This window comes from Serratia sp. CY43202 (assembly GCF_052168755.1).
Taxonomy (GTDB): Bacteria; Pseudomonadota; Gammaproteobacteria; order Enterobacterales; family Enterobacteriaceae; genus Serratia; species Serratia bockelmannii.
Map to the genome: position 1 here is coordinate 194,325 of NZ_JBJNMB010000001.1, position 23,720 is coordinate 218,044.

The window sequence follows — 23,720 nt, forward strand, 5'->3', positions numbered from 1 at the left end:
AATAAACCATGACATTGAAAGAGTTAGTGGTTGGTTTCGGCACCCAGGTGCGCAGCATTTGGATGATTGGCATGCATGCCTTCGCCAAGCGCGAAACCCAGATGTATCCGGAAGAACCGGTTTACCTGCCGCCGCGCTACCGTGGCCGCATCGTGCTGACGCGCGATCCGGACGGCGAAGAGCGCTGCGTCGCCTGTAACCTGTGTGCGGTGGCCTGCCCGGTCGGCTGTATCTCGCTGCAAAAAGCGGAACAGAAAGACGGCCGTTGGTATCCGGAGTTCTTCCGCATCAACTTCTCGCGCTGCATTTTCTGTGGCCTGTGCGAAGAGGCTTGCCCGACTACCGCTATCCAGCTGACGCCGGATTTCGAACTGGGTGAGTACAAGCGTCAGGATCTGGTGTACGAAAAAGAAGATCTGTTGATCTCGGGGCCGGGTAAATATCCGGAATATAACTTCTACCGGATGGCCGGTATGGCGATTGACGGCAAAGCCAAAGGCGAAGCCGAAAACGAAGCCAAACCGATCGACGTCAAAGGTCTGTTGCCCTAAGGAGCCAGCAAGCATGGAAATTGCATTTTATCTGGCAGGTTTGATTGCGGTGGCCGCGACGATTCGCGTGATCACCCATACCAACCCTGTGCATGCGCTGCTGTATCTGATCGTCTCGTTACTGGCGATCTCGGCAGTCTTCTTCTCTCTCGGCGCCTACTTTGCCGCCGCGTTGGAAATCATCGTCTATGCGGGCGCCATCATGGTGCTGTTCGTGTTCGTGGTGATGATGCTGAACCTCGGCAACGTGCAGCAGCAAGAGCGCGACTGGATGAAGCCGACGGTGTGGATCGGGCCTGGCCTGCTGTCGCTGGCGCTGCTGGTGGTATTGATCGTCGCGATCCGCAGCATATCCGATCAGGGTATCAGCGGTGAGATGGTCGACGCGAAGGCGGTGGGTATCAGCCTGTTCGGGCCTTACGTACTGGCGGTTGAGCTGGCTTCAATGCTGCTGTTGGCGGGTCTGGTTGTCGCCTTCCATATCGGCCGCGAGCACAAGCCTGGCGAGGTGCTGAGCAACGCGCCGGCGAGTGGCGAAATGGCGAGAAGAAAATCGGAGGAGCAAGCATGATCCCTCTTCAACACGGCCTGATCCTGGCGGCTATCCTGTTTGTGCTCGGGCTGACCGGGCTGCTGGTGCGCCGCAACCTGCTGTTTATGCTGATCAGCCTGGAAGTGATGATCAACGCTGCGGCGTTGGCGTTTATCGTGGCGGGAAGCTACTGGGGCCAGGCGGACGGGCAGGTGATGTACATCCTGGCGATCAGCCTGGCGGCAGCCGAGGCCAGTATCGGCCTGGCGCTGCTGCTGCAGCTCTACCGTCGTCGTCATACCCTGAATATTGATACTGTCAGTGAGATGCGCGGATGAACCTATTATATTTAACAATTCTGCTACCGCTGATCGGGTTCCTGCTGTTGGCATTTTCCCGCGGTCGTTGGTCTGAAAACACGGCGGCCACCGTCGGCGTGGGCTCTATCGGCCTGGCTGCGCTGGTCACGGTGTATGTGGCGATGGATTTCTTCGCCCAGAAAGCCGCCGGCGTGCAGCTGTTCGAGCAAAGCCTGTGGACCTGGATGGCCGTCGGCAACTTCAATATCGGCGTGACCCTGGTGCTGGACGGCCTGTCGCTGACCATGCTATCGGTGGTCACCGGCGTCGGCTTCTTCATCCACATGTTCGCTTCCTGGTACATGCGCGGTGAAGAGGGCTATTCGCGCTTCTTCGCTTACACCAACCTGTTTATCGCCAGCATGGTGGTATTGGTGCTGGCGGACAACCTGCTGCTGATGTATCTGGGTTGGGAAGGCGTGGGCCTGTGCAGCTACCTGTTGATCGGTTTCTACTATAAAGATCCGGCCAACGGCGCGGCGGCGATGAAAGCCTTTATCGTCACCCGCGTGGGCGACGTGTTCCTGGCGTTCGCGCTGTTCATCCTCTACAACGAGCTGGGCACGCTGAACATCCGCGAGCTGATGATCCTGGCGCCGCAGAAACTGGCGGTGGGCGACACGGCCATCACCTGGGCGACCCTGATGCTGCTGGGCGGCGCGGTCGGTAAATCGGCGCAGCTGCCGTTGCAAACCTGGTTGGCGGACGCGATGGCGGGCCCAACCCCGGTTTCCGCACTGATCCACGCGGCGACCATGGTGACCGCGGGCGTCTATCTGATCGCCCGTACGCACGGCCTGTTCCTGATGGCGCCGGAAGTGCTGCACCTGGTGGGCATCGTCGGTGCGGTCACTCTGCTGCTGGCCGGCTTCGCCGCGCTGGTGCAGACCGACATCAAGCGCGTGCTCGCTTACTCCACCATGAGCCAGATCGGTTACATGTTCCTGGCGCTGGGCGTGCAGGCATGGGACGCGGCGATCTTCCACCTGATGACCCACGCGTTCTTCAAGGCGCTGCTGTTCCTGTCGTCCGGTTCGGTGATCCTGGCTTGCCACCACGAGCAAAACATCTTCAAGATGGGCGGTTTGCGCAAGAGCATCCCGCTGGTGTACGTCTGCTTCCTGGTGGGCGGCGCGGCGCTGTCTGCGTTGCCGCTGGTCACGGCCGGCTTCTTCAGTAAGGACGAGATCCTGGCGGGTGCGATGGCCAACGGCCACATCAACCTGATGGTGGCCGGCCTGGTCGGTGCGTTCATGACCTCGCTGTACACCTTCCGTATGATTTTCATCGTGTTCCATGGCGAAGAGAAAATCAAAGCGCATGCCGGTAAAGGCATCACTCACCACTTGCCACTGCTGGTTCTGCTGGTGCTGTCCACCTTCGTCGGCGCGATGATCGTGCCGCCGTTGCAGGGCGTGCTGCCGGAGACCACCGAGCTGGCGCACGGCAGCGTGCTGACGCTGGAAATCACCTCCGGCGTGGTGGCTATCGTCGGCATTCTGCTGGCGGCCGCGCTGTGGCTGGGCAAACGCAGCCTGGTCAACAGCATCGCCAACAGCGCGCCGGGTCGTTTCTTCTCGACCTGGTGGTTCCATGCCTGGGGCTTCGACTGGCTGTATGACAAAGTGTTCGTCAAGCCGTACCTGGGCATTGCGAAGCTGCTGCAGCGCGATCCGCTGAACTCGCTGATGAACCTGCCGGCCGTCTTCTCCCGCTGGGGGAACCGCGGTCTGACGGTGAGCGAGAACGGTCAGGTGCGTTGGTATATAGCGTCTATGGGTGTGGGTGCAGTGGTCGTATTGGCTCTGTTGATTTTGGTTTAATTGAATAATTTAAACAGACGCATTTTTCGGGCGTAGCGCCGGGCAGGCGCTACGTACAAAGTTTGAAATTATTCGTATAAGGGACACAAAACGCCATGCTATTACCTTGGCTAATTCTTATCCCCTTTATCGGCGGTCTGCTGTGCTGGCAGCTTGAGCGCTTCGGTACTAAGGTGCCGCGCTGGATAGCGCTGATCGCAATGGGGCTGACGTTGGCGCTCTCTCTGCAGTTGTGGATGCAGGGCGGCTATACCTTGACCACGCCGAAAGGCATTCCGCAGTGGCAGAGCGAATTCCTGCTGCCGTGGATCCCGCGCTTCGGCATCTCCATCCACCTGGCGCTGGACGGTCTGTCGCTGCTGATGGTGGTGTTGACCGGTCTGCTGGGCGTTCTGGCGATCCTCTGTTCCTGGCGTGAAATCCAGAAGTATCAGGGCTTCTTCCACCTCAACCTGCTGTGGATCCTGGGCGGCGTTATCGGTGTGTTCCTCGCCATCGACATGTTCCTGTTCTTCTTCTTCTGGGAAATGATGTTGGTGCCGATGTACTTCCTGATCGCGCTGTGGGGGCACAAAGCGTCGGACGGTAAAACCCGTATCACCGCGGCGACCAAGTTCTTCATCTACACCCAGGCCAGCGGTCTGGTGATGCTGATTGCGATCCTGGGCCTGGTGTTCGTGCATTACAACGCCACCGGCGTGTGGACCTTCGATTACGAAGACCTGCTGCAAACGCCGATGTCCCACAACGTGCAATATCTGCTGATGCTGGGCTTCTTCATCGCCTTCGCGGTGAAAATGCCGGTGGTGCCGCTGCACGGCTGGTTGCCGGACGCGCACAGCCAGGCACCGACCGCAGGTTCCGTCGACCTGGCGGGCATCTTGCTGAAAACCGCGGCCTACGGCCTGCTGCGTTTCAGCCTGCCGCTGTTCCCTGAGGCTTCGCACGAGTTCGCGCCAATCGCCATGTGGCTGGGCGTGATCGGCATCTTCTACGGCGCCTGGATGGCGTTCGCGCAGACTGACATCAAGCGTCTTATCGCCTACACCTCGGTATCGCACATGGGCTTCGTGCTGATTGCCATCTACACCGGCAGCCAGCTGGCTTACCAGGGTGCCGTGATCCAGATGATCGCGCACGGTCTGTCCGCCGCCGGTATGTTTATTATCTGCGGCCAGCTGTATGAGCGTCTGCACACCCGTGACATGCGTCAGATGGGCGGCCTGTGGGGGCGTATCAAGTTCATCCCTGCGCTGTCGCTGTTCTTCGCCGTGGCTACGCTGGGTATGCCGGGTACCGGTAACTTCGTCGGTGAATTCATGATTCTGTTCGGCAGCTACCAGGTGGTGCCGGTGATCACCGTGATCTCCACCTTCGGTCTGGTGTTCGCTTCGGTTTACTCGCTGATCATGATGCAGCGCGCTTACTACGGTGCGCCTAAGTCAGACCAGCCGCTGCAGGGCATGACCGCGCGCGAATTGTTCATCATTCTGCTGCTGGTGGTGTTGCTGGTTCTGCTGGGGGTTTACCCGCAGCCGATTCTGGATACTTCCAACGCGGCGATGAGCAACGTGCAACACTGGTTTGGTTCGTCAGTTTCAGCAATTTCAACAACAAGGCCGTAATTCGCCATGACAATAACTCCTCAACAACTGATCGCACTGCTGCCGCTGTTGATCGTCGGATTGACGGTGGTGGTTGTGATGCTAGGCATTGCGTGGCGACGCGACCACTTTATCAACGCCACCCTGACCGTGATCGGTCTCAACCTGGCGCTGCTTTCGCTGTACTTTGTCGGCCAGGCAGGCCCAATGGACGTCACCCCGCTGCTGCGGGTTGACGGCTACTCGATGTTCTACACCGGGCTGGTGCTGCTGGCGAGTCTGGCGACCTGCACCTTCGCCTATCCGTGGCTGGTCGGCTATCCGGATAACCGCGAAGAGTTCTACTTGCTGGTGCTGATCGCCGCCATGGGCGGCATCCTGCTGGCGAGCGCCAACCATCTGGCTTCACTGTTCATCGGTATCGAGCTGATCTCGCTGCCGCTGTTCGGCCTGGTGGGTTATGCCTATCGTCAGAAGCGCCCGCTGGAAGCTGCCATCAAGTACATGCTGCTGTCCGCCGCCGCGTCGTCGTTCCTGCTGTTCGGCATGGCGCTGCTGTACGCTGAATCCGGCGATCTGTCGCTGGCCGGCCTCGGCAAGAGCCTGCAGGAAAACATGATGCACCAGCCGCTGATCCTGGCCGGTATGGGCATGATGATCGTCGGTCTGGGCTTCAAGCTGTCGCTGGTGCCGTTCCAACTGTGGACGCCGGACGTGTATCAGGGCGCGCCTGCGCCGGTCTCGACCTTCCTGGCAACCGCCAGCAAGATTGCGATCTTCGCGGTCGTGATGCGTCTGTTCCTGTATGCCCCAGCCGCCGACAACGAAGCGCTGCGCCTGGTGCTGTCGATCATCGCGTTCTGCTCTATCTTGTTCGGTAACCTGATGGCCATCAGCCAGACCAACATCAAGCGTCTGCTGGGCTACTCGTCGATCGCTCACCTGGGCTACCTGCTGGTGGCGCTGATTGCGGTGCAAACCCATCAGCTGTCGCTGGAAACCGCCGGCGTTTACCTGGCCGGTTACCTGTTCAGCAGCCTGGGCGCCTTCGGCGTGGTCAGCCTGATGTCCAGCCCGTACCGCGGCCCGGATGCGGATTCGCTGTTCTCTTACCGTGGTCTGTTCTGGCATAAGCCAATCTTGTCCGCGGTAATGACGGTGATGATGCTGTCGCTGGCCGGTATCCCGATGACGCTGGGCTTTATCGGTAAGTTCTTCGTGATCGCGATGGGCGTCAGCGCACACCTGTGGTGGCTGACCGGAGCAGTCGTGGTAGGCAGCGCCATTGGCCTGTACTACTACCTGCGCGTGACTGTCAGCCTGTTCCTCAGCGCGCCGGAATCGCTGCAGCGCGACACCCCGAACAACTGGGCGTTGACCGCCGGTGGCGTCGTGGTGCTGATCTCCGCCGCGCTGGTGCTGCTGTTGGGGGTTTATCCGCAGCCGCTGATTTCGCTGGTGCAGATGGCGCAGCCGACCTTCTGATAACGCTTCAGACGGTAAAAAGGTCGCTTCGGCGGCCTTTTTTTATGGAGAAACGGCACTTAGCCGTAATGGGCGCTAAACGACGTTTCCAGCGCCTGCACCACCGCGCGCACGCGGGCGGCACGCTGCAAATCGGGATGCAGCACCAGCCAGATATCCACCCAGTCTTTATTCTCTGGCAACAGGCGCACCAGCTCCGGGTCTTTATCCGCCAGAAACGCGGAGAGCAGGCCGATGCCCAGCCCGCTGCGAGTGGCGGAGCGCAGCAGCAGCTGTGAATTGCATTGCAGCACGACGTTGGGCTCGTGCAGAGCCTCGCCGCAGAAATTGTTCCAGTGGCGCGGCACCAGCTCGCGCGGGAACATCAGCAGATCGTGGCCGCGCAACTGCTCGCCTTTGACCGGCATGCCGCGCCGCGCCAAATAGTGCTGAGTGGCATACAGGCCCATTTCGATGGTGGCTAACCGTTTGATGATCAGCTCATCGTCATCGGGACGGGCGCCGCGGATCGCCAGATCTGCGCCGTGGTAAGAAATATCGGCGATGTTGACCGCCGTCAGCAGCGTGACGGTGATGGCCGGATAGCGTTCCCGCAGATCTTGCAGCGCGGGTATCACGAAGGCTTCGGCCAGGGTATCGGTGGTGGCGATGCTCACGTGGCCGTGCAGGCTGTCATCGCCGCTGGCGGCTTTGCGGTTGATCGCCTGCACCGCATTCTCCATCTTCATCACGTCCGCCAGCATTTCTTCCCCCAACGGGCTGAGGGCGAAGGATTTCGGCGTGCGGATAAACAGCTTGGAACCGAGAGCGTCTTCGAAAGCGGAAAGCCGTCGACCGACGGTCGCCTGATCGACATGCAGCTGGTTGGCGGCTTTGCGTAGCGTGCCACAGCGTGCGACGGCCAAAAAGAAGCGCGCGTCGTCCCAATTCATCATGCCATTTCCTCTCTGCAGATTTGTCGGCGCCGTGGGGCACAGGCCGAGCCAGGCGAACAATAACGGTTTCTATCATAAAGCGTTGTTCTGCCCGGGGGGAGAGAAAGACGGTTAGCGGGCTGCACATCGGCGGTTATTTCTCTGGTGATGCAAGAATGCATCAGGGTGATTCATTCTTGACGATACTTCGCCCGTCGCCGGAACGCTATGATAAGCGCCGTTCCCGGCAGGCCGGGTGAGGAAAATGTCGACGGCAGGCCGCCGTCTGCCGTCTTTGGGAGTTGAAACATGTCAGAAAATACCGCCAGCCAGATTGCGGCGCCGCAAAATGCTCAGGCGTCGGGCAGGACAATTTTATTGTTCCTGGCGCTGGCTTTGATGTCGGCATTGCTGAACAGCAGCGCGCCGACGCCGCTTTATCCGCTGTATCAGCAGCAGCTTACGCTAAGCTCGGTCAGTCTGACCGTCATCTACGGCGCCTATGCCGCCGGCGTGCTGATCTCTTTGTTCGGCGTCGGCAATCTGGCCGGCAAAGTAAAGGATTTACGCAGTATGATCGTGCCGGCATTGCTGGTGGTGTTGAGCGGCGCCCTGCTGTTCGCGCAGGCTGATACCTTTGCCATGATGCTGATGGCGCGGCTGTTGGCCGGGGTGGGCACCGGGGCGCTAACCGGCGCGGCGAACATCGCGTTGGTGCGGTTTGGGCCGCGCGACGGCGGCAAAAATGCGGCGTTGATCGCGACGCTGTCATTCACCACCGGATTGGCGCTGGGCCCGATCTTCAGCGGCATCGCCTTGCAGACCGGTTTCCATCCCACGACGCTGCCATTTGTTTTCATCATGGTCATGGCCGCCGTGGCTGCGTTGGGCGTGATGTTCTCGTGGCCGCGTGGCGTGGTTACGGCGCCGAGCCATGTTACGTCGGCCGAGACAGAAAAAAGCTCGCTGCTCGATGGCTTGCGCGCCACCGGCGGTAAATTCTTTGTGTGTGCAGGGGCTTTATTTATCTGTTGGGCGCTGGCCGCCAGTATTTTGGCAATCGGCCCCGGCGTGGCGGAAACGCTGTTAGGCCTGCACGCTCGTGGCGTCTTTGGCTATGCGATTGCGGTGTATCTGCTGATCGCCGGTATCAGCCAGATCCTGAGCCGCCGCGTTAACGCCCGTCATTCGCTGTTGTTCGGTTGCCTGGCGCAGGTGCTGGCGGCAGTGGTGTTCACCATGGCGATCCAGTGGCATTCTCTTGGGCTGGCGGCGGTGGGGCTGGTGGTGGCCGGCTATGCTTATGGCGCCATTTTCGTCGGCAGCGCGACCCTGGTGAACCTGATTTCGCCGCCGACCAGCCATGCGCGCTTGCTTTCGCTGTTTTACGTTATCGCTTATATCGCCAACTGGGTGCCGATCTTGCTGGGCGTGGTGGTCGATCGCGTCGATCTGAATCAGGCAACCCATTTGCTGTTCCTGGGCAGCACCGTGGTGTGCCTGTTGTTGGCATGGAAGACGTCCCGGGTGGGGTTCCCTCGCTAATTACTTTGTGATGAATATCTATTTTTTATAATTAATGATTCTTTAATTACATTTATAGTGTGATTTTCATCGCATAAATTGGCCTGTTTTCGGGTAAACTGCGCGCTTTCTTTTTGCTGCAGGTCACTTTATGAACGTTCTTTTCGCCATTGCCGTCACCACCGGGATCCTGTCCGGCGTTTGGGGGTGGGTTGCCGTCAGTTTGGGCCTGATCGGTTGGGCCGGCTTTCTCGGCTGCACGGCGTATTTCGCCTGCCCGCAGGGCGGACTGAAAGGGCTGTTGATCGGCGCGTTGACCTGCTGCAGCGGCGTCTTCTGGGCAATGGCGATCATCCACGGCAGCGAACTGGCGCCGCAGTGGAATCTGCTGGGGTATCTGCTGACCGGCATCGTGGCGTTCCTGATGTGCATTCAGGCTAAACAGCAGTGGCTGGGATTCGTACCCGGCACCTTTATCGGCGCCTGTGCGACCTTCGCCGGCGGCGGCGATTGGCCGCTGGTGACGCTTTCCCTGCTGGTGGGCCTGCTGTTCGGCTATGCGATGAAAAACAGCGGTCTGTGGTGGGCGGCACGCAGCGATAAAGCCCGCGCTACGCCGCCGATGGACCCGAATGCCGGCTCAAACGGTGCCGCCGAGTGAGTTGCTGCCGCGCCGCTGTGCGGCAGTATCTCCTGATAACCAGGACGGTAACGCTGTTGAAAATTGTCTATTTTAAAAGGGATAGGTATTGACTCTTCCTGTAGGGATTGCGTGAGATCACGTTAAAAGTAACAGGGTTTCGTAACATTATTTTCAGTGATTCCCATCACGTTTTTACCGGTAACAATCGGCTGAGATAGAGGTCTGTCCGATTGGAGGCCTGAAGGCCGGGAATCACCATGCACAACCTGTTTTCTCTGGATAACAAAACCGTCTTAATCACTGGTGCCTCGCGCGGCATTGGTTTTCTGCTGGCGCGCGGCCTGGCACAGCAAGGCGCGCATATTCTGATCAATGCCACCACCGAAGAACATGCCCGGCACGCCGCCGATCGCCTGCGTGAAGAGGGGCTGCGCGCCGATGCGGCGGCGTTCGACGTCACCGACTCCCAGGCGGTGCATGCCGCCATCGACCGTATCGAAGCGGACATCGGCGCGATAGACGTCTTGATCAACAACGCCGGTATCCAGCGCCGCCACCCGTTCACCGAATTTCCGGAGCAAGATTGGGACGACATCATCGCCGTCAACCAGAAGGCGGTCTTCATCGTGTCGCAGACCGTAGCGCGTTATATGGTGCCGCGCCGGCGCGGCAAGATAATCAATATCGGTTCGATGCAAAGCGAGCTGGGGCGGGACACCATTACCCCTTATGCGGCGTCCAAGGGCGCGGTGAAAATGCTGACGCGCGGCATGTGCGTGGAGCTGGCGCGCTACAACATTCAGGTCAACGGCATCGCCCCCGGCTACTTCAAAACCGAGATGACGCAGGCGCTGGCCGACGATCCGGCATTCACCGCCTGGCTGACCCAACGCACGCCTGCCGCGCGCTGGGGCGATCCTCAGGAGTTGATCGGCGCGGCGGTGTTCCTGGCCGCCGACGCCTCCGCCTTCGTCAACGGGCAGTTGCTGTTTGTCGATGGCGGCATGTCTGCGGCGGTGTAATCTTTTTTCGTGGAGTCTGGAGATGAAAATTCAAACCCAGTCCTGCGTGGTCAATGGCAAGCGAGACGTGGCGGTGATCGCGCAAGAAGTGGATTATCGGGGGCAGGGAACGCTGGTAAAAATCAGCCGCGGCGGCATCTGCGGCTCGGATCTGCATTACTTCCAGGAAGGCAAGGTCGGCAATTTTCAGGTGCGTCAGCCGATGGTGCTGGGCCATGAGGTGATCGGTGAGGTGGTCGCCAGCGATTCGCCGCAGCTGCCGGTCGGGCAGAAGGTAGCGCTCAATCCCAGCAAACCCTGCGGGCAGTGCAAATACTGTCTGGCGCAGCAAAGCAATCAATGCGTCGAGATGCGCTTTTTCGGCAGCGCGATGTATTTTCCGCACGTCGACGGCGCTTTTACCCAATACAAAGTGGTGGATAGCGCGCAGTGCATTCCTTACGCCGCCGATCGCGACGACAGGGTAATGGTGTTCGCCGAACCGCTGGCGGTGGCTGTCCACGCGGCGAAGCAGCCCGGCGATGTGACGGGGAAAAAGATTTTCGTGTCCGGCGTTGGCCCGATCGGCTGCCTGCTGGTGGCGGCGCTGAAAGCGCTGGGCGCCGCCGAGATTGTCTGCGCCGATCTCAGTCCGCGCTGCCTGGCGATCGCGAGGCAAATGGGGGCCGATCGGTGCCTGCATGCCGCGGACGACGATTTTAGCGGTTATCTGCAGGACAAGGGGTATTTTGACGTCGCCTTCGAAGTGGCGGGGCACCCGCAGTCGCTGCAGCGCTGTCTGGAGATCACCTGCGCCAAAGGCACTGTGGTGCAGGTGGGCATGGGCGGCAGCTTCCCCGATTTTCCGCTGATGTTGTTGATTGCCAAGGAACTGAATCTGCTTGGATCGTTCCGCTTCGTGGCGGAGTTCGCGTTGGCGGTGGCCTGGCTGGCCGACGGCGTGATCGATCCGCTGCCGTTGCTGTCGGCGGAATTCGCCAGCGGGCAGTTGGCGCAGGCGCTGACGTTTGCCGGCGATAAACGCCAGGCTGCCAAGGTGCAATTGGTGTTTTAGGGTAAAAGTCCGATGGCCGCAGGCGGCGATCCTTGTCTATAGTGTAGGAACGCTTAATTTTTCAACCACGGAGATCTCACGATGGCAAGACATACGGATGCTGAGCAAACTACGCTGGATGACGATCTGAGAATGCTGACCGAGACGCTGGAAGAAGTGCTGCAATACACCGGCGACCGCGCGGATCAGGCCTACATCGACATCAAGTCGCACGCCGAGCAGGCGCTGAGTGAGGTCAAGGCGCGCTGGGCGAACACCGGCGAATCTTACTATGCGCGCGCCAAAGAAGCGGTGCACCGCACCGACGACTACGTGCGGGACAAACCCTGGCACAGCGTGGGCATCGGCGCCACCGTCGGGCTGGTGCTGGGATTGTTGCTGGCTCGCAAATAAACCATGCCATCGGGGCGGCGCAGGCCGCCCCGTGTTTTTCTTCAGACTGTGTTGTTCATTCCGCCGTTTTACCGAAAGCTTTTCCTTATCCCGCCTATACTTCCCGCTAGCCGCCGTTGGAGCACCCCTATTTCCCTTGTTTTTATATGGACGGATTGAGCCGACGCCGCCGCAAGTGTAAAGTGTTTGTGTGTTTATTGTTTGTTTTTTGTTCTAAATCAAATAATTATCTGGTGTAAACACCCAGGGATATACGGCGTTCTTGCGCTGGCGCAAAAGCCGTGAAAATAACACCTCATATAATACAGAGCGTAACTACAGGCGCGGCGTCTGTCGGCTGCGTCGGAGACGATCTCTGCTAACTGACTTGTGAGCGAACTATGTCGACAAGTGTTTTTAATCGCCGGTGGGCGGCTGTGCTGCTCGAGGCGCTGGCCCGCCATGGGGTGCGGCATGTTTGTATCGCTCCGGGATCGCGCTCCACGCCGCTGACGCTGGCCGCCGCGGCCAACCGATCGTTTATCTGCCATACCCATTTTGATGAGCGCGGGCTCGGTCATCTGGCACTCGGGCTGGCGAAGGCGGCGCGTGAGCCGGTGGCGGTGATCGTCACGTCCGGCACCGCGGCGGCGAACCTTTACCCGGCTTTAATCGAAGCCGGCCTGACCGGTGAACGGCTGGTGTTTCTCACCGCCGATCGGCCGCCGGAACTGATCGACTGCGGCGCCAATCAGGCGATCCGTCAAAACGGCCTCTACAGCAGCCACCCGACGCTGGCGATCGATCTGCCGCGTCCTACGCCGGATATTCCGGCCGCGTGGCTGGCCTCCAGCGTCGACAGCGCGATGGCGCGCTTGCAGCATGGCGCTTTGCATATCAACTGCCCGTTCGCCGAACCGCTGTACGGCGGCGATGAGCGTCACTATGCCGATTGGTCCGCCGCGCTGGGCGACTGGTGGCAGAGCGATCGGCCTTGGCTGCAGGAAAGCGAGACGCATGCAGTGCCATTGCCGCAGCCGGACTGGTATTTCTGGCGACAAAAGCGCGGCGTGGTGCTCGCCGGCCGCATGAACGCACAAGAGGGCGCACAGGTGGCCGAATGGGCCGAAACGCTGGGTTGGCCACTGATCGGCGATGTACTGTCGCAGACCGGGCAACCGCTGCCCTGTGCCGATTTATGGCTCGCGCATCCGCAGGCGCAGCGCCTGTTGCAAGACGCGCAGCTGGTGGTGCAGTTCGGCGGCAGCTTGACCGGCAAACGCCTGCTGCAGTGGCAGGCGCAGTGCCGGCCGGAAGAGTATTGGGTCATCGACGAGCTGCCGGGGCAGCTCGATCCGGCCCAGCACCGGGGGCGGCGCCTGCGCGCCGGCGTGGCGCAGTGGTTGGCGCAGCATCCGGCGCAACCGCGCGCGCCGTGGGCCGCCGGGCTGGCTGCGCTGGCGGATAAGGCGCTGACGGCGGCGTCCACGCATCTGTACGATAACTTTGGCGAAGCGCAGCTGGCGCACCGCCTGCCGGAACTGTTGCCGGAGAACGGCCAGCTGTTTCTCGGCAACAGCCTGGTGGTGCGACTGATCGACGCGTTAACGCCATTGCCCGTCGCTTACCCGGTATTCAGCAACCGTGGCGCCAGCGGTATCGACGGTCTGATTTCCACCGCCGCCGGCGTACAACGAGCCACCGCCAGGCCAACGTTGGCGGTGGTGGGCGACCTTTCCGCACTGTATGACCTCAATGCGCTGGCGCTGCTGCGCCACTGCTCGGCGCCGACGGTGCTGATCGTCGTCAATAACAACGGCGGCCAAATTTTCTCGCTGCTGCCGACGCCCGAAGAAGATCGTCAGCGCTTTTACTGCATGCCGCAGAACGTCGAGTTCAGCCATGCGGCGGCGATGTTCCAGCTTGACTACGCGCGGCCGGAGAACTGGAGCCAGCTGCAACAAGCGGTTGAGCAAGGCTGGCGGCGCGGCGGCGCCACGCTGATAGAACTGCAGGTGTCGCCGAGTGAAGGGGCCGAAAGCCTGCAATACCTGGTACAACTGATGGCGGTGCAATGATGCTGGCGACGCGAATTTTGCAACAGGGCGAAGCGGGCCGCCCGTGGCTGGTGTGGCTGCACGGCCTGCTCGGCAACAACAATGAATGGCGGGTGATCGCCGCGCGCTGCCCGGAATGGCCGTCGCTGGCCATCGATCTGCCCGGCCACGGCGATTCCGTGGCGGTGGGCTGCCGCGGCTTCGACGACATCAGCGCGCAAATCGCCGCGACCCTGCAACTGCGCAATATTGAACGTTATTGGCTGGTGGGCTACTCGCTCGGCGGGCGCATCGCCATGTATCACGCTTGCCACGGCCGCCATGACGGCCTGCAAGGGGTGATCGTCGAGGGTGGCAATCCGGGGCTGGAGGACGAACAACAGCGCCGCGATCGTTGCGAGCAGGATGCACGATGGGCGGCGCGTTTTCGCAGTGAGCTGATTGCCGAAGTCCTGGCGGACTGGTATCAGCAGCCGGTGTTCAAAGAGCTTAGCCATGTGCACCGCCAGGCGCTGATCGCCGCGCGTTCGGTCAACAGCGGCCCGGCGATTGCCGACATGCTCGAAGCCACCTCGCTCGGGCGGCAGCCTTATCTGGCGCCGCAGCTGCGCCAACTGACCGTGCCGCTGCGGGTGCTGTGCGGTGAGAACGATCCCAAATTTCAACGGCTGGCGCGCGACGCCGGGTTGCCGTTGCGCATCGTGCCGCAGGCCGGCCACAACGCGCATCTGGCCAATCCGCAGGATTTCGTCGCCGAGCTGCAGACCTTTCTCGTTAACCCTGGTTAAAGGAACCGAACATGCTTTATCCGAATGAAGAACACCTGTATGCCGCTATCGCCTGGCAGGATTGCACCGGCGATTTCGAAGACATTCTGTATCATAAATCCGCCGACGGCATCGCCAAAATCACCATCAACCGGCCGCAGGTGCGCAACGCGTTTCGTCCGCAAACGGTCAAAGAGATGATCGACGCGCTGGCCAACGCCCGTTACGACGACGGCATCGGCGTCATTATTCTGACCGGCGCCGGCGATAAGGCCTTCTGCTCAGGCGGCGATCAGAAAGTGCGCGGCGACTACGGCGGCTATCGCGACGACAGCGGCGTACACCACCTCAACGTGCTGGACTTCCAACGCCAGATCCGCACCTGCCCGAAGCCGGTGGTGGCGATGGTGGCCGGCTATTCGATCGGCGGCGGCCACGTGCTGCACATGATGTGCGATCTGACCATCGCGGCGGATAACGCCATCTTCGGCCAGACCGGTCCGAAAGTGGGCTCGTTCGACGGCGGCTGGGGCGCGTCTTACATGGCGCGCATCGTCGGCCAGAAGAAGGCGCGCGAAATTTGGTTCCTGTGCCGCCAATACGATGCCGCCGCCGCGCTAGACATGGGCCTGGTCAATACCGTGGTGCCGCTGGCCGAACTGGAAAAAGAGACGGTGCGCTGGTGCCGCGAAATGCTGCAGAACAGCCCGATGGCACTGCGCTGTCTGAAGGCGGCGCTGAATGCAGACTGCGACGGCCAGGCCGGTTTGCAGGAGCTGGCGGGCAACGCCACCATGCTGTTCTACATGACCGACGAAGGGCAGGAAGGGCGCAACGCGTTCAACGAGAAGCGCCAACCGGACTTCAGCAAATTCAAGCGTAACCCGTAATGAGCGGAGCAAACCGCAGCGCGGCGCTATACCGTTACAGCCTGCCGATGGAGGCGGGCGTGGTGCTGCGCAATCAACGGTTGAAAACGCGTGACGGGTGGGTGGTGCAGCTGTGTCAGGGCGAGCGTGAAGGTTGGGGCGAGATCGCGCCGCTGCCGGAATTCAGCCGGGAAACGCCGGCGCAGGCCGAACAGGCCGCGTTGGGCTGGCTGCAGGCCTGGTTGGCGGGCAACGAACCGGAGCACAGCGCGCTGCCCTCGGTGGCCTTTGGGCTCAGCTGTGCGCAGGCCGAGCTGGAGCAGCGTTTGCCGATGCAGGCGGATTTTCGCAAGGCGCCGCTGTGCACCGGCGATCCGGATGAGCTGTTCGAGACATTGAGCGCTTTGCCGGGCGAGAAAGTCGCCAAGGTGAAGGTGGGGCTGTATGAGGCGGTGCGGGACGGCATGATCGTCAACGTGTTGCTGGAGGCGCTGCCGGATCTGCGGCTGCGGCTGGACGCCAACCGCAGCTGGACCCGCGCCAAGGCCGACGGCTTCGCCAGGTACGTTAACCCGACATGGCGCGATCGTATCGCTTTCCTGGAAGAGCCCTGCAAGACCCGTGATGAATCGCGCGACTTCGCCCGGGCGACCGGTATCGCCATCGCCTGGGATGAGAGCGTGCGGGAGGCGGACTTTGTGGTGCAGGCCGAGCCGGGCGTGGCGGCCATCGTGATCAAGCCGACGCTGGTCGGCAGCCTGGCGCGTTGCCAGACGCTGGTGGCGCAGGCACACGCGGCGGGCCTGACGGCGGTGATCAGCTCCAGCCTCGAATCCAGCCTGGGGTTGACCCAGCTGGCGCGCATCGCCCGCTGGCTGACGCCGGACACCGTGCCGGGGCTGGATACGCTGGGGTTGATGCAGGCACAGGTGCTGCGCCCGTGGCCGGGCAGCGCGTTGCCGCTGCTGGATGTCTCGGCGTTGGAGTGCCTATGGCGCCGTTGAACGATTGGCCGTGGCGACACTGGGCGCGCACTCAGCCGCAGGCGACGGCGCTGATGCTCGGCGAACAACCGCTGAGCTGGCTGGCGTTGCAAAGCCAGGTGGATGAGCTGGCGGCGGATTTCCAGCATCAGGGCGTTGAACCGGGCTGCGGTGTGGCGCTGTGCGGTAAAAACAGCTATCCACTGCTGCTGGCCTATCTGGCGCTGTTGCAGTGCGGCGCACGCCTGTTGCCGCTCAATCCCGCCTTGCCGACGCCGCTGCTGGCGCAGCTGTTGCCGGAATTGGATATGACCTTTGTCTTCGGCCCGGACTCGTTGCCGGCGCTGCCGGAAGACGTGATTCGATTGACCCCGCCTTCGACCGAACCGCGTTGGCCAGACCTGCCGACGTGGGATGCGCAGCGTTTGGCGACGCTGACGTTGACTTCCGGTTCCAGTGGCATGCCGAAAGCGGCCGCGCACAGCTATGCCAACCATCTGGCCAGCGCCGCCGGGGTGTTGGGGCTGATGGCGTTTCAGCGCGAGGATTGCTGGCTGCTGTCATTGCCGCTGTTTCACGTCTCCGGCCAGGGTATCGTCTGGCGCTGGCTGGCGGCGGGCGCCCGGTTGGCGGTGCGCGAGATGCACCCGCTGAACGAGGCGTTGGCGGGATGCACGCATGCCTCGTTGGTGCCGACCCAGCTGTGGCGGCTGCTGGCGCAACCGCTGGCGGACATGACGCTGAAGGCGGTGCTGCTCGGCGGCGCGATGATCCCGGTGGAACTGACCGAGCGGGCGGAGGCGGCGGGGATCCGTTGCTGGTGCGGCTACGGGCTGACCGAACTGGCCTCCACGGTGTGCGCCAAGCGCGCCGATGCGCGGCTGGGTGTCGGCCTGCCGCTCGGCGGCCGCGAGGTAAAACTGGTGGATGAAGAGGTCTGGATCCGCGCCGACAGCCTGGCGCTTGGCTACTGGCGTCATGGCCATCTGCAGCCGTTGGCCGATGAACAGGGCTGGTTTGCGACCCGCGATCGCGGCGCGATGATCGAGGGGGAGCTACGCATTCTCGGCCGGCTGGACAACCTGTTTTTCAGCGGCGGCGAAGGGGTGCAGCCGGAAGATATCGAACGCGTGCTGGCGGCGCACCCGCAGATATCGCAGGCGTTTTTGGTGCCGGTGGCGGACGCCGAGTTCGGCCAGCGGCCGGTGGCGGTAATCGATGGCGATCCGTCGCTGTCGTTGGCGGCGTTGCTTGCCTGGTCGCAGGATAAGCTGGCCAATTTCCAACGCCCGGCGGCGTTGCTCCCGCTGCCTGACGAGCTGAAAAACGGTGGCATCAAGATTTCGCGCCGCCAGTTGCAGCAGTGGGTGGCGCAGCGTCTCTCTGAGGCATAAAAAAGCCGCCCGTAAGGGCGGCTGAGTGAATGATGCAAGGGGATTATTTCAGCCCCAACGCCTTGGCGACGCCGGCGCCGTAGTCGGGGTGCACCTTGGTGAACAGCTCGACCTGACGGCGCTGGATGTGTTCCGGCACCTGCGACAGTTCGCCGGCGATGCGGGTGAACATGCGCTGGTGCTCTTCGGCGCTCAGCAGGTTGAACAGCGCGCGCGGCTGGCTGTAGTAATCGTCGTCTTCACGATGATTCCAGTGGTCGGCCGCGCCCTCAATGCTCAGCGGCGGCTCGCTGAAGTCCGGCTGCTCCTGGAACAGGCCGAAGCTGTTCGGTTCGTAGGTGGCGCCGTTGCCGCTGTTGCCGTCCACGCGCATCGCACCGTCGCGATGGTAGTTGTGGAACGGGCATTTGGCGCCGTTCACCGGGATCTGGTGGTGGTTGACGCCCAGGCGGTAGCGGTGCGCATCGCCATAGGAGAACAGGCGGCCCTGCAGCATTTTATCCGGCGAGAAACTGATGCCCGGCACCACGTTGGCGGGGTTCATCGCCACCTGCTCAACCTCTGAGAAGTAGTTGTCGGGGTTGCGGTTCAGCTCGAAATAGCCGACGTCGATCAGCGGGTAGTCGCCGTGCGGCCACACCTTGGTTAGGTCGAACGGGTTGTATGGCGTCTGCGAGGCTTCATGCTCCGGCATGATCTGGATCTGCAGCTTCCAGCGCGGGAAGTCGCCGCGTTTGATCGCATCGAACAGATCGCGCTGTGAGCTTTCGCGATCCTTGGCGATGATCGCTTCCGCTTCTTCATCCATCAGGTTTTCAATGCCTTGTTCGCAGCGGAAGTGGAATTTCACCCAGAAACGTTCGTTGGCGGCATTGATAAAGCTGAAGGTGTGGCTGCCGAAACCGTGCATGTGACGGTAGGATTTCGGAATGCCGCGATCGCTGAAGTCGATGGTCAGCTGGTGCAACGACTCCGGCAGGTGGGAGAAGAAGTCCCACTTGTAGACTGGGTTGCGCAGGTTGGTATGCGGATCGCGTTTTACCACGTGGTTGAGATCGGGGAATTTCAGCGGATCGCGCAGATAAAACACCGGCGTATCGTTACCCACCAAATCCCAGTTGCCTTCTTCGGTATAGAACTTCATGGCGAAGCCGCGAATATCGCGCTCGGCGTCGGCGGCGCCGCGCTCACCGGCGACGGTGGAGAAGCGGATAAACATGTCGGTCTGTTTTCCGACCTCGGAGAAGATTTTGGCGCGCGTGTAGCGGGTGATGTCGTGGGTAACGGTAAAGGTGCCGTAGGCGCCGGATCCTTTGGCATGCATGCGGCGTTCGGGGATAACTTCACGGTCGAAGTGGGCCAGTTTTTCCAGGAACCACACGTCCTGCAACAGCATTGGGCCGCGTTTGCCTGCGGTGATCACGTTATTGTTATCGACAACCGGGGCGCCGGCTGCGGTGGTCAGTCCTTTCTTGCTCATCACTTGCTCCTTATCGTAGTGCAATTAAGTAAAGACTCGGGCGGTTTAAGCGTTCATCAGCATAGTCCTTTGGCGGGGCTTCTTCCCCTGACCTTGGTCAAAGCCACTACTAGTTGTAGCTCTATTGCCGAGCGGCGGCAAATAGGTCTCGGTTATCGTTGGCATCGCCTTGACGAATATAGAGCCTTGTTTGCAAACATTTACATTTATTTGATTATTGAAGAATTTTTTCGCTTTTATCCCTTAAATACTCATTGCGCTTTGGTATAGACTCGGGACGTTATTATTATGCGTTGATTCGATCATTCGGTACGGATGACAAACCAGAGGGAAAGATGATGAAAAAGACTTGGGTCGCGTGCGCGGCAGGATTGCTGTTTGTGACCGGCGCGGCGAACGCCATCAGCGTGTCGGGCGAAGCCGGGCAACACTACACCAACCTGGGCGTTGGTATGAGCACCGGCTCTTCAGGTCTGGGCCTGACCGGCAACTGGGCGCGCAGCGACCACGACGGCAACGTCGGTAGCGTGGGCCTGAACTTCGGCGTGCCGCTGGGGCCGTTGACGGCGACCGTGGGCGCCAAAGCGCTGTACCTCAGCCCGAAAGACGGGAAGAGCGGCGGGGCGGTCGCGCTGGGCGGCGGCCTGGAGTGGGAAATCAACCGTTACTTCAGCCTGCATGGCGAAGGGTACTTTGCGCCTGACTCTTTCACCAGCGGCGTGAAAGCCTATAACGAAGCCAGCGGCGGCCTGCGCTGGAAGTTCCGTCCGCTGAGCGTGGACGTGGGCTACCGTTACATGAAGATGGAAGGCAAAGACGGGCGTCGCGACAATACGCTGGCCGATGGCCCTTATGTCGGTGTCGGCCTGAGCTTCTAAGGCCGGCTGACGGGCTGCGGCCCATCGCGTTTTCCGAATCCCTCGGTCCTTGGCCGGGGGATTTTTATTTGTGCCATCAACGGGAAATCCATCCGGACTCTGAATGGCAAAAGATTAAATAATTTAAAGACTCGACGATCGGCATCGCCATAGGCGAGCACATGCCGTAAAATACGTAATATAAATATTTATATAACGATATGGACGTCATGACTTACCGAAATCCACTGGCGGCGCTGATGCCGCTGCTTGCCTCACTCTTTCCTTATACCGCTGCGGCGCAGGCCGATCGTGACGAGGTGTTGACCGTCACCGGCCACGCGTTATCCCCCGCGACGGAAAGCGCATCCGGCGCCGGTTTTAAAACGCCGGAGATTGAACTCGGGCCGCTGGGTACCAGGGCCTGGATCGATACGCCTTATTCTTCCACCACCGTGACCCAACCGATGATCAATAATCAGCAGGCGAAAAGCGTCGCCGAATTGCTGAAATATTCACCGAGTACGCAGATGCAGGCTCGCGGCGGCATGGACGTCGGGCGGCCTCAAAGCCGCGGTATGCAGGGCAGCGTGGTGGCGAACAGCCGCCTGGATGGGTTGAACATTGTCTCCACCACGGCCTTTCCCGTTGAAATGCTGGAACGGCTGGACGTGCTCAACAGCCTGACCGGTGCGTTGTATGGCCCTGCGAGCCCGGCCGGGCAGTTCAACTTTGTGGCGAAACGCCCGACGCCGCAACCGTTACGCGAGGTGACGCTCGGGTATCAGAGCCGCAGCGCCTTCAGCGGCCACGTCGATCTCGGCGGCCATCTCGACGACGACAATATGTTTGGCTATCGCATCAATGCCCTCAACGAAGAGGGCGAAGGCAGCGTTGACGACAGTACCTTGCGCCGTCGGCTGTTGGCCGTGGCGTTCGATTGGAATATCAAGCCGGGCACGCAGCTGCAGCTGGACGCCAGCCATTACGAGTTTCTGCAAAAGGGTTACCCCGGCGGCTTCAGCTATGGGCCGAATGTTCCGTTGCCCTCCGCCCCTAATCCGCAGAATAAACACCTGGCGCTCGAGACGGCGGGCAACGATTTAACCACCGATACCCTCAGCACGCGCCTGATTCATTACTTCAATGACGATTGGTCAGTCACGGGCGGCATAGGGTGGCAACAGGCAGATCGCGCCATGCGTTCGGTATCCAGCACTCTGCTCAACGGCAGCGGCGATATCAAACGGTCGATGAGCGACTCCAGCGCTTCGGGGCGATTTCGGGTGTTGAGCAATACGCTGGCGCTGAACGGCCATGTCGATACCGGTTCGGTGGGGCATGAGTTGGCGCTCGCTACGACGGGCTACGTCTGGTCTATCTACAGCGGCAAGGGGGCCAGCCGGCGCTACGATTTGGGCATCGACAATATGTACCATCCGTCGGCGCTGCATGAGCCGGGCGACGGAAAAATCCCCAAGAACGGCGCGCGCTATAAATCCAGCGAGAACAGCCAGCAGAGCGTGACGTTCGGCGATACGCTGACATTCAATCCGCAGTGGTCGGCGATGCTGTATTTAAGCGAAAGCTGGTTGCAGACGCGGAATTACAGCGCTGACGGCAAGAAAATCGAAGAAGACAATCAGCAGGGTTTCAGCCCGAATGCGGCGTTGATGTACAAAATCACCCCGACGCTGATGGCCTATGTCAGCTATGCCGACTCGTTGGAGCAAGGCGGTACGGCCCCGTTGGGGGAAGGCGTGAAGAACGAAGGGCAGACGCTCAAACCCTACCGCAGCCGGCAGTATGAGGTTGGCCTGAAAGCCGACGTCGGGGAAATGAACCTCGGCGCCGCGTTGTTCCGCCTCAAGCGGCCGTTCGCTTATGTTGACGCCGAAGACCGTGTGTACAAGGAGCAAGGCGAACAGGTTAACAATGGCCTGGAGCTGACGGCCGCTGGGCGCGTGGGTGACGGGCTGAGCCTTTTTGGCGGCGTCACTCTGCTCGATCCGCAACTGAAAGAGACGGTTTCCGACAGCACACGCGACAAACGCGTGGTCGGTGTGCCGAAGGTGCAGGCCAATATGCTGGTGGAGTACAGCTTGCCGTCGATGCCGCAATGGGTCTATAGCGCCAACGTGCACTATACCGGCAAGCGAGCGGCGAACGACACCAACAGCACCTGGGCTGACAGTTACACCACGCTGGACCTGGGGGCCCGCTACGTTACCCGGATTCATTCTGTGCCTGCGACCTGGCGGCTGGCGGTCAATAACGTCACTAACGAACATTACTGGGCCTCTATTTTCCCGTCGGGCACGGATGGCAATGGCGGTTCGTCGAGCGCCTTTCTCGGCAACGGCCGTGAAGTGCGCGCATCTGTCACGTTCGACTTCTGAGGGCGCTATGAGAATCGTATCGTTGCCCGTATGGGGGCTGTTGGCTGGCGTGTTGTTGCACGGCAGTTTGTGGGCTGCGCCGCCTGCGAGCGAAATGCGCATTGCCTCGCCGTGGCCCGCGCAAAACGCCATCATCGCGATGCTGGGTTATGGCGATAACATCGTCGGCACCTCGAATGTCGCGAAACAGATCCCGCTGTTTCGCCAAAGCCTGCCGCGCATTGACGCCGTTCCGGTAGTGAGTGTGAATAGTGGGCAAGCGTTGAATCCGGAACAAATCATCGCGCTTGGCACTCGGCTGCTGTTTGTGCCTGACAGCATGAAAGTGCCGCAATTGGATTTACTCGAACGGGCTGGGGTGCGCGTATTGGCGTTTAAAGCCAATTCGATGGCGGCGCTGCGCGAGCGAGTGTTAAAAACGGGGGCCGCGCTGGGGCCGGATGCGCAGGAAAAAGCGTTGGCTTACGAGCGCTATTTTTCTCGTAATGTGGCGCGCGTCGCCGAGCGGCTGAAGGATTTGCCGCCAGGGCAGCGCATTCGCGTTTATCACAGCATGGGCAATCCGCTGATCACCTCAGGGCGGCCGTCGCTTAACCAGGATTGGATGGATCTGGCCGGCGCCGCCAACGTGGCGGAAACGTGGTTTGGCCTGAAAAAAGAGGGGGCGGGCGAAGTGGCGCTGGAGCAGATCGTGGCCGCCAATCCGCAGGTGATCGTGGCGATGAACAGGCGCGATGCCGAAGAGATACGCACGTCTGCGCAATGGCAGGGCATCGATGCCGTTTTGCGGCATCGGGTCGTGGTCAATCCGAAGGGGATGTTCTGGTGGTGTCGCGAGACCAGCGAAGAGGCGCTGCAGTTTTTATGGTTGGCGAAAACGCTGTACCCGGCGCGTTTTGCCGACATTGACATGCGGGAAGAGACGAGAGGTTTTTATCGGGACTTTTTCGGTCTGTCGCTCACTGCGGCGCAGATTGACGCTATTCTTAATCCACCCGCTTGAACAGATTCGGGGGCCGAAACGGCCCCCG

Annotated in this window: 21 protein-coding genes; 19 read left to right on the forward strand and 2 right to left on the reverse strand. The window is 60.8% G+C overall.

From position 1 onward, the window contains the following. The first annotated feature begins 8 nt into the window (after positions 1-8). The 6 genes from nuoI to nuoN all read left to right on the forward strand — a co-directional run bounded on the left by nuoI (position 9) and on the right by nuoN (position 6,354). Positions 9-551 (forward strand): NADH-quinone oxidoreductase subunit NuoI, encoded by a 543-nt coding sequence (gene nuoI / locus ACJ8J5_RS00995; protein ID WP_025160170.1) that lies wholly within the window; start codon positions 9-11, stop codon positions 549-551. A 13-nt stretch (positions 552-564) separates the two neighbouring features. Then, positions 565-1,122 carry an NADH-quinone oxidoreductase subunit J gene (nuoJ, locus tag ACJ8J5_RS01000; RefSeq protein WP_414105058.1) on the forward strand — a complete coding sequence of 186 codons (558 nt, stop codon included), beginning with the start codon at positions 565-567 and terminating at the stop codon, positions 1,120-1,122. Then, positions 1,119-1,421 carry an NADH-quinone oxidoreductase subunit NuoK gene (gene nuoK / locus ACJ8J5_RS01005; protein ID WP_004936014.1) on the forward strand — a complete coding sequence of 101 codons (303 nt, stop codon included), beginning with the start codon at positions 1,119-1,121 and terminating at the stop codon, positions 1,419-1,421. Before nuoJ ends, nuoK begins: the two co-directional genes overlap by 4 nt. Beyond that, complete coding sequence (gene nuoL, locus ACJ8J5_RS01010) at positions 1,418-3,265, forward strand: NADH-quinone oxidoreductase subunit L (protein WP_015378577.1); 1,848 nt, start codon at positions 1,418-1,420, stop codon at positions 3,263-3,265. Before nuoK ends, nuoL begins: the two co-directional genes overlap by 4 nt. Before the next feature lie 95 nt (positions 3,266-3,360). Next, positions 3,361-4,890, forward strand: coding sequence for an NADH-quinone oxidoreductase subunit M (gene nuoM, locus ACJ8J5_RS01015; RefSeq protein WP_025303660.1), 1,530 nt, complete (start codon positions 3,361-3,363; stop codon positions 4,888-4,890). Between the two features lie 6 nt (positions 4,891-4,896). Then, the gene (nuoN, locus tag ACJ8J5_RS01020) at positions 4,897-6,354 is read left to right on the forward strand and encodes an NADH-quinone oxidoreductase subunit NuoN (protein WP_025303659.1); all 1,458 of its coding nucleotides are present in this window, start codon (positions 4,897-4,899) and stop codon (positions 6,352-6,354) included. 59 nt (positions 6,355-6,413) lie between these two features. Here nuoN and ACJ8J5_RS01025 read toward each other — a convergent pair whose 3' ends face one another. Continuing rightward, positions 6,414-7,289 carry a LysR family transcriptional regulator gene (locus ACJ8J5_RS01025; protein ID WP_060433709.1) on the reverse strand — a complete coding sequence of 292 codons (876 nt, stop codon included), beginning with the start codon at positions 7,287-7,289 and terminating at the stop codon, positions 6,414-6,416. 288 nt (positions 7,290-7,577) lie between these two features. On the opposite strand from ACJ8J5_RS01025, the gene ACJ8J5_RS01030 reads away from it, so the two are divergent. The 10 genes from ACJ8J5_RS01030 (at position 7,578) to menE (ending at position 17,953) form a co-directional block, all read left to right on the forward strand. Then, positions 7,578-8,813, forward strand: a complete 1,236-nt coding sequence (locus ACJ8J5_RS01030) for an MFS transporter (RefSeq protein WP_025303657.1) — start codon at positions 7,578-7,580, stop codon at positions 8,811-8,813. A gap of 130 nt (positions 8,814-8,943) precedes the next feature. Beyond that, positions 8,944-9,453 (forward strand): DUF1097 domain-containing protein, encoded by a 510-nt coding sequence (locus ACJ8J5_RS01035; protein WP_025303656.1) that lies wholly within the window; start codon positions 8,944-8,946, stop codon positions 9,451-9,453. A gap of 239 nt (positions 9,454-9,692) precedes the next feature. After that, entirely contained in the window at positions 9,693-10,457 is a 765-nt protein-coding gene (gene idnO, locus ACJ8J5_RS01040; RefSeq protein WP_025303655.1) for a gluconate 5-dehydrogenase, read from the forward strand. A 22-nt stretch (positions 10,458-10,479) separates the two neighbouring features. After that, positions 10,480-11,511 (forward strand): L-idonate 5-dehydrogenase, encoded by a 1,032-nt coding sequence (gene idnD / locus ACJ8J5_RS01045; RefSeq protein ID WP_043136539.1) that lies wholly within the window; start codon positions 10,480-10,482, stop codon positions 11,509-11,511. 81 nt (positions 11,512-11,592) lie between these two features. Then, entirely contained in the window at positions 11,593-11,904 is a 312-nt protein-coding gene (elaB, locus tag ACJ8J5_RS01050; protein ID WP_025303653.1) for a stress response protein ElaB, read from the forward strand. Between the two features lie 380 nt (positions 11,905-12,284). Next, entirely contained in the window at positions 12,285-13,961 is a 1,677-nt protein-coding gene (gene menD, locus ACJ8J5_RS01055; protein WP_197781011.1) for a 2-succinyl-5-enolpyruvyl-6-hydroxy-3-cyclohexene-1-carboxylic-acid synthase, read from the forward strand. After that, positions 13,958-14,728, forward strand: coding sequence for a 2-succinyl-6-hydroxy-2,4-cyclohexadiene-1-carboxylate synthase (gene menH / locus ACJ8J5_RS01060; protein WP_043136534.1), 771 nt, complete (start codon positions 13,958-13,960; stop codon positions 14,726-14,728). Before menD ends, menH begins: the two co-directional genes overlap by 4 nt. An 11-nt stretch (positions 14,729-14,739) precedes the next feature. Beyond that, positions 14,740-15,597, forward strand: coding sequence for a 1,4-dihydroxy-2-naphthoyl-CoA synthase (gene menB / locus ACJ8J5_RS01065; RefSeq protein WP_043136531.1), 858 nt, complete (start codon positions 14,740-14,742; stop codon positions 15,595-15,597). Next, the gene (gene menC / locus ACJ8J5_RS01070) at positions 15,597-16,580 is read left to right on the forward strand and encodes an o-succinylbenzoate synthase (protein ID WP_142591681.1); all 984 of its coding nucleotides are present in this window, start codon (positions 15,597-15,599) and stop codon (positions 16,578-16,580) included. The genes menB and menC overlap by 1 nt, the downstream gene beginning before the upstream one ends. Next, positions 16,568-17,953: an o-succinylbenzoate--CoA ligase gene (gene menE, locus ACJ8J5_RS01075; RefSeq protein ID WP_414105075.1), complete on the forward strand. Its 1,386-nt coding sequence runs from the start codon at positions 16,568-16,570 to the stop codon at positions 17,951-17,953. Before menC ends, menE begins: the two co-directional genes overlap by 13 nt. Positions 17,954-17,996: 43 nt before the next feature. Here the strand turns inward: menE and katA are convergent, their stop codons facing one another. Continuing rightward, entirely contained in the window at positions 17,997-19,433 is a 1,437-nt protein-coding gene (gene katA, locus ACJ8J5_RS01080) for a catalase KatA (RefSeq protein ID WP_060420075.1), read from the reverse strand. A 338-nt stretch (positions 19,434-19,771) separates the two neighbouring features. Here katA and ACJ8J5_RS01085 point away from each other — a divergent pair, with 338 nt between their 5' ends. From ACJ8J5_RS01085 to ACJ8J5_RS01095, 3 genes are all read left to right on the forward strand, one after another. Continuing rightward, positions 19,772-20,311 (forward strand): YfaZ family outer membrane protein, encoded by a 540-nt coding sequence (locus ACJ8J5_RS01085; protein WP_141967611.1) that lies wholly within the window; start codon positions 19,772-19,774, stop codon positions 20,309-20,311. 200 nt (positions 20,312-20,511) lie between these two features. Continuing rightward, complete coding sequence (locus ACJ8J5_RS01090) at positions 20,512-22,689, forward strand: TonB-dependent receptor (RefSeq protein ID WP_147824051.1); 2,178 nt, start codon at positions 20,512-20,514, stop codon at positions 22,687-22,689. Positions 22,690-22,696: 7 nt separating this feature from the next. Beyond that, the gene (locus tag ACJ8J5_RS01095; RefSeq protein WP_147824050.1) at positions 22,697-23,692 is read left to right on the forward strand and encodes an ABC transporter substrate-binding protein; all 996 of its coding nucleotides are present in this window, start codon (positions 22,697-22,699) and stop codon (positions 23,690-23,692) included. Positions 23,693-23,720: the final 28 nt, after the last annotated feature.

Coding starts and splice junctions, on each gene's coding strand:
- katA (WP_060420075.1), bottom strand. CDS start 19,433: ATGAGCAAGAAAGGACTGACCACCGCAGCCGGCGCCCCGGTTGTCGAT.
- menH (WP_043136534.1), top strand. CDS start 13,958: ATGATGCTGGCGACGCGAATTTTGCAACAGGGCGAAGCGGGCCGCCCG.
- ACJ8J5_RS01090 (WP_147824051.1), top strand. CDS start 20,512: ATGGACGTCATGACTTACCGAAATCCACTGGCGGCGCTGATGCCGCTG.
- nuoI (WP_025160170.1), top strand. CDS start 9: ATGACATTGAAAGAGTTAGTGGTTGGTTTCGGCACCCAGGTGCGCAGC.
- ACJ8J5_RS01025 (WP_060433709.1), bottom strand. CDS start 7,289: ATGATGAATTGGGACGACGCGCGCTTCTTTTTGGCCGTCGCACGCTGT.
- ACJ8J5_RS01030 (WP_025303657.1), top strand. CDS start 7,578: ATGTCAGAAAATACCGCCAGCCAGATTGCGGCGCCGCAAAATGCTCAG.
- nuoJ (WP_414105058.1), top strand. CDS start 565: ATGGAAATTGCATTTTATCTGGCAGGTTTGATTGCGGTGGCCGCGACG.
- nuoN (WP_025303659.1), top strand. CDS start 4,897: ATGACAATAACTCCTCAACAACTGATCGCACTGCTGCCGCTGTTGATC.
- ACJ8J5_RS01095 (WP_147824050.1), top strand. CDS start 22,697: ATGAGAATCGTATCGTTGCCCGTATGGGGGCTGTTGGCTGGCGTGTTG.
- ACJ8J5_RS01035 (WP_025303656.1), top strand. CDS start 8,944: ATGAACGTTCTTTTCGCCATTGCCGTCACCACCGGGATCCTGTCCGGC.
- nuoK (WP_004936014.1), top strand. CDS start 1,119: ATGATCCCTCTTCAACACGGCCTGATCCTGGCGGCTATCCTGTTTGTG.
- elaB (WP_025303653.1), top strand. CDS start 11,593: ATGGCAAGACATACGGATGCTGAGCAAACTACGCTGGATGACGATCTG.
- ACJ8J5_RS01085 (WP_141967611.1), top strand. CDS start 19,772: ATGAAAAAGACTTGGGTCGCGTGCGCGGCAGGATTGCTGTTTGTGACC.
- idnD (WP_043136539.1), top strand. CDS start 10,480: ATGAAAATTCAAACCCAGTCCTGCGTGGTCAATGGCAAGCGAGACGTG.
- menE (WP_414105075.1), top strand. CDS start 16,568: ATGGCGCCGTTGAACGATTGGCCGTGGCGACACTGGGCGCGCACTCAG.
- menD (WP_197781011.1), top strand. CDS start 12,285: ATGTCGACAAGTGTTTTTAATCGCCGGTGGGCGGCTGTGCTGCTCGAG.
- nuoL (WP_015378577.1), top strand. CDS start 1,418: ATGAACCTATTATATTTAACAATTCTGCTACCGCTGATCGGGTTCCTG.
- idnO (WP_025303655.1), top strand. CDS start 9,693: ATGCACAACCTGTTTTCTCTGGATAACAAAACCGTCTTAATCACTGGT.
- nuoM (WP_025303660.1), top strand. CDS start 3,361: ATGCTATTACCTTGGCTAATTCTTATCCCCTTTATCGGCGGTCTGCTG.
- menC (WP_142591681.1), top strand. CDS start 15,597: ATGAGCGGAGCAAACCGCAGCGCGGCGCTATACCGTTACAGCCTGCCG.
- menB (WP_043136531.1), top strand. CDS start 14,740: ATGCTTTATCCGAATGAAGAACACCTGTATGCCGCTATCGCCTGGCAG.